At 52.9% G+C, this 14060-nt stretch carries 15 protein-coding genes; 3 read left to right on the forward strand and 12 right to left on the reverse strand.

All coding sequences use genetic code 11. The features are described from left to right. Positions 1–126 precede the first annotated feature (126 nt). Positions 127–471, forward strand: a complete 345-nt coding sequence (locus tag BMX00_RS04420) for an NrfJ-related protein (protein ID WP_245727699.1) — start codon at positions 127–129, stop codon at positions 469–471. Positions 472–619: 148 nt separating this feature from the next. On the opposite strand, the gene uvrB is transcribed toward BMX00_RS04420, so the two are convergent. After that, positions 620–2701, reverse strand: coding sequence for an excinuclease ABC subunit UvrB (gene uvrB, locus BMX00_RS04425; RefSeq protein ID WP_090827504.1), 2082 nt, complete (start codon positions 2699–2701; stop codon positions 620–622). Positions 2702–2805: 104 nt separating this feature from the next. Here uvrB and BMX00_RS04430 point away from each other — a divergent pair, with 104 nt between their 5' ends. Further along, the gene (locus tag BMX00_RS04430) at positions 2806–3999 is read left to right on the forward strand and encodes a pyridoxal phosphate-dependent aminotransferase (RefSeq protein ID WP_090827743.1); all 1194 of its coding nucleotides are present in this window, start codon (positions 2806–2808) and stop codon (positions 3997–3999) included. Positions 4000–4035: 36 nt separating this feature from the next. Here BMX00_RS04430 and BMX00_RS04435 read toward each other — a convergent pair whose 3' ends face one another. The 3 genes from BMX00_RS04435 to BMX00_RS04445 form a co-directional block, all read right to left on the reverse strand. Further along, on the reverse strand, positions 4036–5397 hold the full coding sequence (locus BMX00_RS04435) for an alkaline phosphatase family protein (protein WP_090827506.1): 1362 nt from the start codon (positions 5395–5397) through the stop codon (positions 4036–4038). Between the two features lie 7 nt (positions 5398–5404). Continuing rightward, entirely contained in the window at positions 5405–6073 is a 669-nt protein-coding gene (locus BMX00_RS04440; RefSeq protein ID WP_090827508.1) for a hypothetical protein, read from the reverse strand. A gap of 167 nt (positions 6074–6240) precedes the next feature. Beyond that, complete coding sequence (locus BMX00_RS04445) at positions 6241–7344, reverse strand: hypothetical protein (RefSeq protein WP_090827511.1); 1104 nt, start codon at positions 7342–7344, stop codon at positions 6241–6243. Positions 7345–7759: 415 nt separating this feature from the next. Between BMX00_RS04445 and BMX00_RS15085 the strand changes: the two genes are divergently transcribed. Next, entirely contained in the window at positions 7760–7888 is a 129-nt protein-coding gene (locus BMX00_RS15085; protein WP_425433866.1) for a PEP-CTERM sorting domain-containing protein, read from the forward strand. A gap of 50 nt (positions 7889–7938) precedes the next feature. Here the strand turns inward: BMX00_RS15085 and fliR are convergent, their stop codons facing one another. From fliR to BMX00_RS04490, 8 genes are all read right to left on the reverse strand, one after another. Beyond that, positions 7939–8751, reverse strand: coding sequence for a flagellar biosynthetic protein FliR (gene fliR, locus BMX00_RS04455; RefSeq protein ID WP_090827517.1), 813 nt, complete (start codon positions 8749–8751; stop codon positions 7939–7941). 41 nt (positions 8752–8792) lie between these two features. After that, positions 8793–9062, reverse strand: a complete 270-nt coding sequence (gene fliQ / locus BMX00_RS04460) for a flagellar biosynthesis protein FliQ (protein WP_090827519.1) — start codon at positions 9060–9062, stop codon at positions 8793–8795. Between the two features lie 57 nt (positions 9063–9119). Then, entirely contained in the window at positions 9120–9920 is an 801-nt protein-coding gene (gene fliP / locus BMX00_RS04465; protein ID WP_090827520.1) for a flagellar type III secretion system pore protein FliP, read from the reverse strand. Then, the gene (fliO, locus tag BMX00_RS04470) at positions 9883–10341 is read right to left on the reverse strand and encodes a flagellar biosynthetic protein FliO (protein WP_218141480.1); all 459 of its coding nucleotides are present in this window, start codon (positions 10339–10341) and stop codon (positions 9883–9885) included. Before fliO ends, fliP begins: the two co-directional genes overlap by 38 nt. 195 nt (positions 10342–10536) lie before the next feature. Next, entirely contained in the window at positions 10537–10869 is a 333-nt protein-coding gene (gene fliN / locus BMX00_RS04475) for a flagellar motor switch protein FliN (protein ID WP_245727716.1), read from the reverse strand. A 116-nt stretch (positions 10870–10985) separates the two neighbouring features. Further along, positions 10986–11960, reverse strand: a complete 975-nt coding sequence (gene fliM, locus BMX00_RS04480) for a flagellar motor switch protein FliM (protein ID WP_090827526.1) — start codon at positions 11958–11960, stop codon at positions 10986–10988. Positions 11961–11965: 5 nt separating this feature from the next. Continuing rightward, positions 11966–12475, reverse strand: coding sequence for a flagellar basal body-associated protein FliL (gene fliL, locus BMX00_RS04485; protein ID WP_090827528.1), 510 nt, complete (start codon positions 12473–12475; stop codon positions 11966–11968). A 209-nt stretch (positions 12476–12684) separates the two neighbouring features. Further along, on the reverse strand, positions 12685–14037 hold the full coding sequence (locus BMX00_RS04490) for a flagellar hook-length control protein FliK (protein WP_177171759.1): 1353 nt from the start codon (positions 14035–14037) through the stop codon (positions 12685–12687). Positions 14038–14060: the final 23 nt, after the last annotated feature.

Consider the following 14060-nt stretch of genomic DNA (forward strand, 5'->3'; position numbering starts at 1 on the left):
TCCACTCCATCGTATACGTATCAGGAAAATTATAAAGCGACCCCAGGCGGCAATTTCGATTGGAACTCCAGGGATTGAGGTGTATTATTGCCGGCTGTCAAATATACTCAACTACTGGAGAAAGTTTTGAAGACATCTTATTTGGCGGCGATTTTCTCTATTGGATTCGCGCTATTAAGCCCCTCGCATGTGTTTGCCGAAAAGGCGGGCACGAACTCCACCAGTGCAACAGCAGCTATGCCGGGAAACGAAGGTAAAGTGCTTGCCACACTCGATGCGCCTGGCTACACCTACATGGAGCTTGCCAATACCGACAAACGTTTCTGGATCGCCGCCCCGACGACCAGAGTGAAGGTTGGCGATCGTGTTCGTTTTGAGCAAAGCCTGGTCATGAAAAATTTCAATAGCAAAACCCTCAACCGCACTTTCGATCAGATCATATTCGTCAACTCCGCGACCGTACTTAATTAATTCATTAATATGAAGGTTGCATAGCGCACAGCGCGTCTCGAGAGAACGAGCAGTGCCTGCTGCGTGCCTTAGCGTGCTTTAGTACGGTTGAGTCTGGGGTGGAGAAACCATTCCAGATCAGGTTGAATCGCGAGCGGATCGGTTTTCCTCAAGCTCTATTCGTTCTTCTGGATGTGGTTGATTTCCTGTTGACCAGCTCAGATTCTGGTTCAACAAATCCAACGAACAACTTGTTTCTTAACCTTTTTACCTCATCCCGACACTCCGCTGCTTTTTCGAATTCCAGGTTTTTCGCGGCGTCGAGCATCTGCTTTTCGAGCAGCTTGATCTCTTTCGCCAACTGGACTTCACTCATGGAATCGTAACGAGCTTGCACCTGGGCAGCCTTAAGCTGCTGCTGCGCGGTTTCGATGTTATAAACGCCATCTATTAAATCCTTGACGCGTTTATGGACACTTCTGGGTGTAACGCCATTTTCCTGATTGAATAAAATCTGCTTGTTACGCCGGCGCTCGGTTTCACCCATTGCGCGACGCATCGAATCTGTTATTCTGTCCGCATACAGAAGCGCGGTGCCGTTAATATGACGCGCGGCACGACCTATGGTTTGTATCAGCGAGCGCTCCGAACGCAGGAACCCTTCCTTGTCGGCGTCCAGTATGGCGACCAGGGACACTTCGGGGATATCGAGGCCCTCGCGCAGTAGATTGATCCCCACCAGTACATCGAATTTGCCCAATCTCAGATCACGAATGATTTCCACCCGTTCCACAGTATCTATGTCGGAATGGAGGTAGCGCACTTTGATCCCATGATCGGAAAAATAGTCGGTCAAGTCCTCGGCCATGCGTTTGGTCAGGGTTGTGACCAGAACACGCTCATCCCGAGCCGTGCGTAGGTTAACCTCTGACATAAGATCATCTACCTGAGTCGCCGCCGGTCGAACCTCGATCTGCGGATCTACCAGTCCCGTGGGCCGCACCAACTGTTCCACCACCTGTCCACTGTGCACGCGCTCGAACTCAGCCGGGGTTGCCGAAACAAATACTGCCTGCGGCATGATCTTTCTGAATTCGTCGAACCGCAGCGGACGATTGTCCAGGGCCGATGGCAGGCGGAAGCCGTAGTCAACCAGATTTTCCTTGCGGGAGCGGTCGCCCTTGTACATCCCGCCGATTTGCGGAATGGTGACGTGGCTCTCGTCGATCACCATCAGCGTGTTGTGCGGCAGATAATCCATCAAGGTAGGCGGCGGCTCTCCCGGTTTTTTTCCTGACAAATGTCGGGAATAGTTCTCGATGCCTTTGCAAAAGCCCAGTTCATTGAGCATTTCAAGATCAAAACGGGTACGCTGCTCGACGCGTTGCAACTCTACCAGCTTGTTGTGCTGCTGGAAAAATGCGATGCGTTCGCGCAGTTCGGCCTTGATTGTCTCGATGGCACGCAAGGTGGTACTTCTGGGCGTGACGTAATGGCTGGAAGGATAGACCGTGTACCGGGATACTTTTTTTAACGTGCGGCCAGTGAGTGGATCGAACAGCGTCATGCTTTCCACCTCATCGTCGAATAGGGATACCCGCACTGCGATTTCCGAGCTTTCCGCTGGAAATATGTCGAGTACCTCTCCCCTGACGCGGAATGTCCCACGGCCAAATTCGAACTCGTTGCGTTCATATTGCATTTCGATCAGGCGCTGTATCGCTGCGCGCTGCGTAATCTTTTCGTGTTCTCGCAGATGCAGAATCATGCCATGGTAATCCACCGGATCGCCGATACCGTAAATACAGGAAACGGTCGCGACGATTATGGCATCGTCCCGCTCGAGCAATGACTTGGTCGCCGAAAGGCGCATTTGTTCGATATGCTCGTTGATGCTCGAGTCTTTCTCGATGAAAAGATCGCGGGACGGTACATAGGCTTCCGGCTGATAGTAATCGTAATAGGATACGAAATACTCAACGGCATTTTCCGGAAAGAACTCGCGCATCTCGGCATAAAGCTGCGCTGCCAGCGTCTTGTTGGGCGCCATGATAATTGCTGGGCGTGCCAGCCGGGCAATCACATGAGCCATGGTAAAAGTCTTGCCGGAACCCGTCACACCGAGCAAGGTCTGGAATGCGAGACCATCTTCCATTCCCTCTATCAACTTCTCGATCGCCTCAGGCTGATCGCCAGCGGGCTGGAACATCTGATGCAATTTGTAAGGACTATTGGGGAAGGTAAGGATCACAGGTATAATTGCGGGCTCAATAATTTATACGCTCTTGTTAAACTGTTTCTCCGGGCGATTTTATCATGCAAGCAAGGCCCGCATATCAGTGTAAGGACATAATCGTGGAACTCTCAAAACGCGTTCAGGCCATCAAGCCCTCCCCTACCTTGGCAGTCACTGCCCGGGCTGCCAGGCTCAAGGCGGAAGGCAAGGACATTATCGGGCTGGGCGCGGGCGAGCCGGATTTCGATACGCCGCAACACATCAAGGAAGCAGCCATAGCGGCCATCCGCGCGGGTTTTACAAAATATACGGCGGTAGGCGGAACCCCTGGTCTGAAGAAAGCCATCATTTCCAAGTTCAAACGCGACAACGGCTTTGATTATACTGCCAGGCAAATCCTGGTTTCATGCGGTGGAAAGCAGAGTTTCTTCAATCTGACACTCTCCGTTATCAATCCAGGCGATGAAGTCATCATACCAGCGCCCTACTGGGTTTCCTACCCTGATATCGCCCTGATTGCCGGCGGCAGGCCAGTAATCGTCGAAGCCGGTATCGAACAGGATTTTAAAATTACGGCGGCACAACTGGAAAAAGCTATCACTCCCCGGACCAGGATGTTCGTCATCAATAGTCCGAGCAACCCTTCAGGCGGGGTTTATACACTGGATGAGCTCAAGGCGCTGGGTGAGGTCCTCCTCAAGCATCCAGGGATTCTGGTGGCCACTGATGACATGTATGAGCATATCCTGCTTTCAGGCGAAAAGTTCGTGAATATTCTTAACGCATGTCCTGACCTCTATTCGCGCACGGTGGTGCTTAACGGCGTATCCAAAGCGTACGCAATGACTGGTTGGCGCATCGGTTATTGCGGCGGCCCGGAGCATATCGTCACGGCCATGGAGAACATTCAGTCCCAGAGTACCTCCAATCCCGCGTCCATTTCCCAAGTCGCCGCAGAAACAGCGCTCAACGGTGATCAATCATGCATAGGGCCAATGGTGGCTGCGTTCAAAGAGCGTAACCAGTTCGTGACGAATGCACTCAACGCCATGCCAGGCGTTAAATGCCTGTTGTCGGGAGGGGCGTTCTATGCCTTTGCCGACACACGGGAAGCGATCGGAAAATTATATGCCAGGGGATTGTTAAATGAATCGAGCGATATCGCCTTCAGCGAGTATCTGCTGGAACATGCGGGTGTAGCAGTTGTACCCGGATCTGCGTTTGGAAGCGAAGGGTATATCCGGCTTTCCTTTGCCACCAGCATGGCTAATCTGCAAAACGCATTGGGCCGTATTGCGAAAATGCTTTCTTAAAAATGTCCGTTAGAAAGTGCTTCGTGAGAAAGCCGATCAATGCTCCGGACTACTTTCAGGCAGATGCACGAGTTCCGGGTATTTCTCAAGCGCCCGCTTGCGATCATACTTCAAAAGTTTTTTTGCCGCTACGTCAAAAGCCTGTTGACTTTCAGTCTGCGGCTGCGTCGCAGGGGCCAGAGTCACAGAACTGGAAATGATCTCTTGCGGTGGCGGCGGAATATCTGTCCTGGGCTGCGGAAGCGGTTGAGCTAGAACCTGCGAGACGCTTTGTATGCCTGCTTCCCTGCGCCGCTTGACTTCGTCATTATAATCCGGCGTACCGGCAAACTTCTCCGATAACAGTTGTAGTATGGACGTGTGGTCCATGGCGCCTTTGAATACCGTACCACGGGAAATCCAGGGAGATGCGACGAGGCTTGGAACCCTGGGCCCGGTACTCTCGAATGCGGCCGAGAATAGCGAGCCCGGCGGAACCGCAGCGGAAATGGCCAACGGCGGAACGTGATCAAAAAAACCGCCATGCTCATCATGAGTAACGATGAGCAGCGTACGGTTCCATTTTGCTGGGTCTTTGGTCAGGACCTGATAAATATCCCTGAGAAAATGTTCTCCGGGACCGACCGCCGTAGGCGGATGGTTGTCGTTGGGCGTCCAGCCAAGGTGGACGGGCGAGTCCGTATACTCGGGCTCAACGAATATTACCTGGGGCATATCTGATACAGATTCGGCTGCCAAATCTCCAGGGAATTGCCTGAAACTGCGAAAGTTTGGTCCGAGCACTTCCTCAAACCGGTCAAATAACGCGAAGAAGGATATCCCGCAGTGATACACGCGCCACGTAATGTTGTGAGCATTTAACCATTCGAAAACGAACGTTCCCGCGACCGTCGGAATGGGACGGGGTTTCGTGTCATCGATCATGGAATAGCCGCTGTAGGCGATTGAACGGTTTGGCTGGGTATCGGTCGGAAGCGGCGCGAACCAGTTGTCGCACACCGCATATTGTATCGCAAGAAAATTCGACATAGTGACGTCGGCGGGCGAGAGAAAGCCCATCGGCGGCGGATCGTTTACTTTACTGCCTGTCGACTGGTAATACGCGTCGACAAAGCCGCTCATTGTGAAGCGCGTTCCGGCCTTTGCCAATTGAGTTGCGACACGAGCCCTGCTGTGAGGTAGATCGTGCATCAAGGGCCCATCTTTCAGTTCGAAGGGTTGATAGCCTTGGCCCTCCAGGAAGTTCGTATAGTCGAGATTCGACTCCGGATCCACCAACCCTGCAACATCCTTGCGATTACCGAATCGGGCCATGCTCAAATGCCCGAGCATATGGTCAAAGGAGCGGTTCTCCATCATTACAATTACAATGGTCTGAAGCTGATCCAGGATAGCCATGCAGTCATCACTCCCCGCAGCTCATCTGCGTTTTAATGGTTAAACGGTTTCTAATCGCGTCGAGGACGTTCTCGCAAGCCTCGTTGGTGCCCAGGGGCGTGCGAATTGTCCAGGTTCCAATAACGGACGCGTTCTTGAATCCGTCGGTTGAGCCATCCGGAGGAATCTCCACTTCGATATCGTCTTTGCTGACCACAAGGTGCCGATGATAGTTATTCCCCACCGATACGGCTCGGACGCGCGAAGAAGAATCTTTTTGCTGAATAGAGAATGATGCCGACGCGAACGGGGGATTGCCCCCGCACTGGGCAACTCCTCCCAACAATCTCGAACTTTGACTGGGGATAACTGTTACGTCCCACTCCCGTTGAGCGCTCTTGAGCAGACCTGGAACGTTAAGTATAAATCGCGTGTTTTCGGTCGGCATAAAAGATCGCGATCCCTCGGGAGGGCCTTCTCCCACACCTTCCACCGAAGGAACCGCATTCAGCATTACTCTGTCCGAAGCTTTCCAGTCGATCTGGACAGTTTCACCGGGGCATACGGTGCTTGGAGCTACCGAGAATAATTTGATCTGGGCACAACCTGCAATAAATGGCGTAAGAAGCAATGTTGTCAAAACCAGCAACCGGTCATGCGTTCGCAACTTTTCCCGGTTTGCCCAGCATAAACTCATGGTTTCCCCTTCCCTGTTAACTTAACTGAGAGTCGAATGGATCAGCATGCGGGTAGCATGGTAGAGTGACCCTATAGAAGCAAGAATATCGGAAGAAAGAATATGGGGAAACGCGCGACGAATGTAGGTCCTCAAATCTCCGCCGACGGGCAAAGGTTTTACCGGTTTTACCAGTACCCCGGCGGCACCATATAAAGTCCCGTATCCCATTTCCATTGCCGCACAGGATTTTCCATCATGGCATTCTTATCATCAGGCTGTGCCGTCCAATGGAAGTCGCATACTTTCCCTTGATGCCCCACAAAAGTATGAATGCCGCCATTCGCAACCCCGACAAAAAATGGCACGTTTTCCAGCTTCTCCAAGAGCGCCTCGGTGTGGCTGTCCGGCGTTATTCCGCGGTAGCCCGAAATCACCGCATCGCAGCGAACACCATTCGATCCCGGGACTGGAGATTTCCATATCCGTGCGCCTGCCTTTGCCATATTAAGTGCGCCCAATTTCTCCCGCTCCCCCGACTCTGACAGATCCTCGGCGGTTCGCGGCGAATAGAACACAGCCTTCCAACCGTCCTTCTGCAGCTCTTCGCAGAGAACGGTGCCGCGCAGGTCGGCCTGCTTCACCCTGCGATTAATCTCCACAAAACGTTCTTCAACGCCAGCGCCTTCATACGCACCCTTCACGTTCTGCATTACCCAGCCAATGCACGAGCTCTCCTGAAGCCTGGCGGCCTGCCCGGAGCGATTTTCCAAGGTAACAAACCCCGGATCGACTGAAACCATGCGCCAGTCTCCCGCGCTCATCGCATCTATTTGCGTTTGCAACGCTGCATGATCGCCTCTGAGAATATCTTGATGGAAAGGCGAGTGATCGCCATAGTAGAGACCCACGCCGGTATTATCGATAGCGGTCCGATGAGCCCTGCAATTCTCGGTAATGCACTTGTCCCCGAGTTCTGCAAGCTTTTGCCAATTCACTGTAGTGCCACCCACCGTACTTCCATCTGTTACCGCCTGACTTCCCGATTTGGCAAACAGCCATTCCGCGATCGACAATGCCGGTGGGTCGGAGATAGTGTTAACGTTGCCATCATGATCGTAGTTGTCAATGGCCTCCCACAATTTCTCAAGATTTTGGGTCGTGCCTTCGATAACCCCATTGCCAGCGATACCCCTCACGCTCAAATCAGGGTAAGCGCCATGCAGTTCGATGAGATCAATGGATTTCCCCTTCAGGCGATCAATGAAAGCGGCGTGGTTGAGTGTGGGCATCCTGCGATTTTCCCTTACGGTAAACTAACTGAGCTGTCTGAATCACATCAATTCACTTTAGCAGTAATTGTAAAAAGTTCAACTCCTATTATTAACGGAGTGCAAGAAACTCCAGCAATCTCTAACTGGAACCGAGCGTAACGTCATTCTGAATACGCGGAGCTAATAATTTGAATGATTCAGGCCGAGATAGAAGACTCCCAGTCTCATTATTTACAATGATAAACCATAGGATGAAGTTATTATTGTATGTCTCTGACTAATATAGTATTTCTTATATATAATAGCCAGAGCATTACGGCGTCGCGGATAATCCCATCGCTGCCATCGCCGGTTAAGCACCAACTTGGTTTCCGGTTCGACCACTATCTTGGGCGATTACTTTTAGCAGGATCAAAATGGTCGAATACTTCCGATTAATACGCTACCAGAATCCAGCTCATGGGTATTAGTGGGAATTGGCTTGGCGAGCCTTGCGGGTATACGCCGCCGCAAGCTACCGCTTTGCCAGGTTATCAATAGGGGAACGCCTGGAAATGCTTGACCTATCAAAAGGCCTGAACCCAGCCAAAACACAGATCGCCCGCTACAGGATCAGGGGGCTCCAGGCACCGCTGGCGCGTCCTTACGGGCGGCATCTGCTATCTCCAGCATGGTCTGCAGCCCTTCCGAGACCAGCTGCTCGATCACTGGAATAAAGTAAGGGAGGGACATTATCAGCGCCACCATGCCTGCGATCAGGGTGATAGGGAAACCGACCGCGAAGATATTAAGCTGGGGCGCGGCGCGCGTCAAAATGCCTAGTGCAAGATTGACAATCAATAGTGATGCCACTATCGGTAACGCGAGTTTGAGGCCCACAAGAAAAATTTTGCTTCCCCAGTCGGCCAAGGTCTTCCAGCCGCTGACTGAAAACGGCTCGGCGGAGACGGGGAATGCGTTAAAGCTCTCCGCCAGTACTGAGAGGACAAGCAGATGACCGTTGACGGACAAAAAGGCGAGTGTTGCAAGCAAACCAAGAAATTTGCCCACTACCAGCGTACTACCATCGCTATGTGCGCTGAAAAAAGTTGCAAACCCCAAGCCCATCTGCAGGCCTGCTATCTCGCCCGCCATCTCGACTGCACTGAATACAATGCGCATGGCAAAACCCATCGCGACACCGATGAGGATTTGCTGGCTGAGCACCAGCAACCCTTCAAGCGAGGCGGGATCGATTTTTGGTAAAGGTCCTATTGTTGGCGCAATAACCAGCGTGATGAGCATCCCCAGGCCGATCTTTACCCGTGCTGGAACAGCCGCGTTGCCAAGTACCGGGGTAGCAGCCAATAACGCCAGAATGCGAGCAAGCGGCCACAAGAAAGTGATCAGCCATTCATTGATATCGACGGAACTGAAGGTGATCAATTCGCACTCTCATGCTTGCTGAATAATTACGATTGGGATCGCTATCCCGCCAATCCAGGGATACTCTCGAATACCTGCCGCATGTAGTCGATCATTACCGAAAGCATCCATGGACCCGCCAATACAAGCGTGGCAAATAATGCCACCAGCTTGGGAATGAAAGACAACGTCATTTCATTGATTTGCGTGGCAGCCTGGAAAATGCTTACCATCAGGCCTGTCGCAAGCGCAACCAGTAACAGCGGTGCCGAAACCATCAGGGTGACTTCCATAGCTTTCTGACCCAGGGTCATTACACTTTCAGGGGTCATTCGTCGATTCCTTTAGAGGACACTTAAACCGCTCAAGTAAGCAAATTCCGCCAGCCGTCAATAGAAGCTCTCGGCGAGCGAGCCAATCAGCATATGCCAGCCGTCGACCAGCACGAACAGCATGAGCTTGAACGGTAGCGCCACGAGGGCAGGCGATACCATCATCATGCCCATGGACATAAGCACGGATGCCACCACCATATCGATGATGAGAAAAGGGATGAAAACTGCGAAACCGATTTGAAAAGCTGTCTTCAATTCACTCGTGACAAAGGCTGGAACGAGTATCCGCAATGACACATCCTCGGGCCCATTCAATTGCGTACCTCCGGACAGCTTGACGAATAGCGCCAGATCAGCTTCACGAGTCTGCTTCATCATGAAGGCCTTTAGCGGCGCCGAAGCTCTATCCAATGCCTGTGGTAGGGTTATTTTGTTACTGGCAAAAGGCTGATAGGCATCCGTGTAGATTCTGTCGAACACCGGACCCATCACGAAAAAAGTCAGAAATAGCGCAAGCCCGACAAGCACCTGGTTCGGGGGCGACGATTGGGTACCAAGCGCCTGGCGCAACAGTGACAAAACAATAATGATGCGCGTAAAGCCAGTCATCATCAGCAGCGTCGCTGGCAGAAAGGAGAGCGCTGTCAGCAGCAGCAGCGTTTGCAGACTTAATGTATAGCTTTGACCTCCACCAGGGATGGGTGTACTGGTGAATGCGGGCAAGCCGGGAGATTGACCCAGCGCGAATAAGGGTAAGCTAAATAGTGAGATGCCGAGCAGGCTCTGCTGCACGGCGCGCGATCTCAAGCCGATACCGTTATTCGGCACGTTGTTGTTCGCCCTTGCATTCGTCATGACGCTTCTCCATCACCTGTCTGAACCAGGCTGGAAAACGAGCATCGTTACCCGTCTGGCCCGCGATGCTCACGGTACCCTCGCCCTTTGGCATGCTGTGCAAAGCTGACACGTGGCCAGGTGCAACGCCAATGACCAGCCACGTATCAGCGATTTCCACCAGCACCACGCGTTCGCGTTGTCCAACAGCCGAGCCGCCAATAACCCTGATCGCACCCGCAGTGCCGCGTTGCATGCCGGTAAAACGCCTGAGCAACCACGCCAGACCCGCCATCAGCGCGAGCACGAGCCCAAGACCAAGCATTACCTGAAGCATACCTCCATCGGAAACAGCTCCCCCGGTATCCACCGATGCCGCGGCGCGGGCATTGGATGCAAGCACGCCATAACCGATCAGCAAAAACGAAATTGAGCACCTCATTCCCCACAGTGAGTTCCACAGTAAGCTCTTTGGGCGGCGCGTCTCGGCGCAACACATCGGCTTGACTGTTTTCGCGGGCTTTCTTAAGAAGCCCAAAGGGGCGGCAAAAGGGGAAGCAAAAGGGGAGGCAAAAGGCGCTGTAGCAGCAACAATACTCATCTATTTCACGTCCACAGACATTGTGCTATTGAAGATCTAGCGGTTTAATTTACGAATCCGCTCACTCGGCGTAATGATGTCGGTCAGCCGAATACCGAATTTTTCATTGACAACCACAACTTCACCCTGGGCAATCAAATATCCATTAACCAATACGTCCATCGGTTCTCCTGCCAAACCGTCCAACTCCACAACTGAGCCTTGAGCCAGTTGCAGCAAATTCTTGATGGCAATTTTGGTCCGCCCCAACTGTACGGTGAGCTGGACCGGTATATCCATGATCATGTCTATATCGTTCTGGATTTCCGACTTTTGCCCACCGTTGAATTGCTCGAAAATCCGTGCTGAAGCAGGGTCTGCCGCGGCCATTGCGGCATCTTCCTGCTCGATCACACGGGCTGAATTAGTTTTTTTTGCGGGCACGTTCGTCTCCCTGGATTTATTCTTAAAGGGCCTGTTGGAAAGATTGCGGCGTTCGACCGAACTCATTCGCCGCTTGCCGAGCTCAGCATTTTTTCCATCCGGAGTGCATACTGGCCATTGGAAATGCCATAGCGGCACTCCATCACCGGCACGCCATCCACGCTGGCTGTGACAAATTCAGGGATAGCCAATGGAATGACATCGCCCACCTGCATTTTGAGTATCTGGTCAAGGGTTACCTGCACCTGCGCCAGATTCACCAGTAGCGTTACCTCAGCCGACTGCACCTGTTTTGACAGACGGCCAACCCACCGTTTATCCACCTCCAGTGCCTCGCCCTGCACGCTGCTGGACAGCAGATCACGGATCGGTTCGAGAACGGAGTATGGAGTACAAATGTGCATCTCACCCACCACCGAGCCAAAATTGACCTCGAACGTCGTAGCGACCACCACTTCATTCGGTGTTGCGACGTTGGCGAACTGGATATTCGTCTCCGCACGTACGTATTCAAATTCAATCGGGTAGACCGGATGCCAGGACTTCCCGTAGCTGTCGAACACAAGATTAAGCAAGCGTTGGATAATGCGTTGCTCTGTCTGGGTGAAATCACGGCGCTCCGCCTTTGGCTGGAAGCGGCTGTCCCCACCGAACAGGTTGTCGACTACCAGAAATACCAGAGTCGGATCGAATACGAACAGCGACATGCCACGTAGCGGTTTGACGTGCACCAGGTTCAGATTGCTCGGCACCACCAGGTTGCGCACAAATTCGCTGAATTTCGTTACCCGCACAGGTCCAGCTGTGATATTGGCGCTACGGCGCATAAAATTGAACAGGCCAAGGCGCAGTAGGCGCGCAAAACGCTCGTTAATGATTTCAAGCGTGGGCATGCGCCCGCGCACGATCCGCTCCTGGGTTGCCAGGTTGTAAGGGCGAAAACCGGACGAGGAACCGGTTTGCTGCGTTGTGCCCTGCCCGGTCATTCCCTTAAGCAGGATATTCACCTCTTCCTGGGAAAGAAAGTCATCCGCCATTGCGCTCACTGAATCACGAACGAAGTAAAGAGCACACTTTCAACGGTTTGACTCGTGCCGCCCTCGGCAAACGGGTGATTGACCTCGGCGGCCAGTTCGGTGGCAAGCTTCTTCTTGCCTTCCACAGTGGCGATCTGTGACGCGGTCTTACTCGAGAGCAACAACAGTATTCGGTTGCGCACTACCGGCATATGCAGCTTGATCAGATCTACCGCTCCTGTATCTGCGACCCTGAAAGTCAAATTGGTCTGGAGATGCTGATCACTATGCTCAGGCTGCAGGTTGACGGTAAAAGTTTCAAGGGCGATAAAAACTGGCGGCTTTTGTTTTGCAGCAGCGGTAGCACCATCCTGGGCCTGAACAAAGTACCAGGCAGCTCCCCCTCCACCCGCCCCAAGCAGCAACACTGCTGATGCAATGGCTAGTATCAGCTTCAGCTTGGATGACTTGGATGATTTTTGTTCCACCTTGACTTCCCTGGAATCCTTGTCGTGTTTAATAGGTCTGCTCGCCATGATTTGATCTTGTCGCGGAAGATGCCATTATCGGGTGATCAGAGCGCAGCCAATGCAGCAAATAAACAGGGAAAGAGGCGTTATCTTGGAATTTGGGTCAAGACAGGCGTTCCAGCCGAAAGCCTCACGATTGCTTGTTTTAAATGCCGCCGAGTTTCGGGTATTGTCGTGAAGGATTTTTCATGAATTACGGCCGCACTACTCAGCTGCTACGCGAACGTATCTATAAGTCCGCTGATACTGATGCCGGTAATATTTACGCGCGCGCCGTCCGATGTGCTCGTTGGAGCGCCACCATTGACATCGCTATGATGCCCACCGGAATTATTGCGTCCCTCAGACCCTTCCAGCCATTCGTTTTGTTGTGAATTGTCGGAGTTGACAGTCGTGTTGCCTAAACTGATGCCGCTGTCCGCCATCATTTCCTTCAGTTTTGGCAATGCGGCTTCCAGCGCCTGGCGGACATCGGCACTCTGCGAAATAAACATCGCGCTGGCCTGGTCGTTGTTGACGGACAAAATGACCTGCAAGGGGCCCAGATCGGGCGGATTGAGGCTTAACTCCGCAATCTGTTGCTGCTGAGAAACCGTCCAGACCACTTTTTGACCCAGCGCAACATCCCAGCCGGCCGAGCCGAGGCGAGGCTCGAGTCTTGATAATGAATGATCGGGAGAGCTTTCCGCCGTGGATAAAATGCCAGGCGTAAAGCCACGCTCGGCTGTAGCGACTGACAGCACCGTTTCCGTCTGAATAGTCGACAGATTTTGTGGAGTAGCACCCGACGAAGTGTCTGCCAGCTTTGCGAGCTCTCCTGTAAAGCCTTTTTCAGGAAGACTGAATTCCTGGGACTTCAAACCGTCCTGCCTAGCATTTGTATTGAGCTGGATTACCGTGTTTTGAAGAGCAGCGGATCGTCCCCTTCCCACTCCCCCTTCCTGGACGCCATCCGTCATGCCAGCGGATAAGCCGGCGGAAACACCAGTGGACCCATCAGCGATTTTCAGTGCGGCCCGATCGCCTGCAGCCGTGACCGGTCCCGCACCGGTTCCAGCGTGCGTGTTCTTGATAGGGATAAAGCCGGCCGGCAAGCCTGCAAAGCCAGCATATGCCGCTGCATCAACGAGTTGCTCCGCCTGTGCCACGTCGGCCAATAAATCTTCTGCTAGGGTCCCGGCCCGGCTACGAGCGGTAGCATTGACCCCATTTTCGCTTTTCACATGGGCTTGGGCATCCAGGTCGTGCCCAATACGAACGTCGATATGAGCATGAGCTCCTGTAATAGCCAAGGCCTCGGCCGGGGGCTGTACCGATTGCCCGGTAGTCATCCCGGTATGCAGATCGGGTAGCATGGTCGCAAAATTCACGAGCTGCAATGGCGCGGAACTTGCAGGAGTGGCCTCCGTTTTGCTCGCTTTTCTCAAGCCCGGCGTGTCTTCGCCTGGGTCCACCGAAGCGTCGCCACCCTCGGAACCTGCGGCCGTAGCCCTCTCGTTTTTACCCGCTTGTACCGAGGTGTTTATATTTGTTGATCTAGCCTCCGACATATGGGTTCTATCATTCATTTCCTGCTCAAACAGCTTGTTGA

The sequence above is a fragment of the Nitrosovibrio tenuis genome (assembly GCF_900109785.1).
Taxonomy (GTDB): domain Bacteria; phylum Pseudomonadota; class Gammaproteobacteria; order Burkholderiales; family Nitrosomonadaceae; genus Nitrosospira; species Nitrosospira tenuis_A.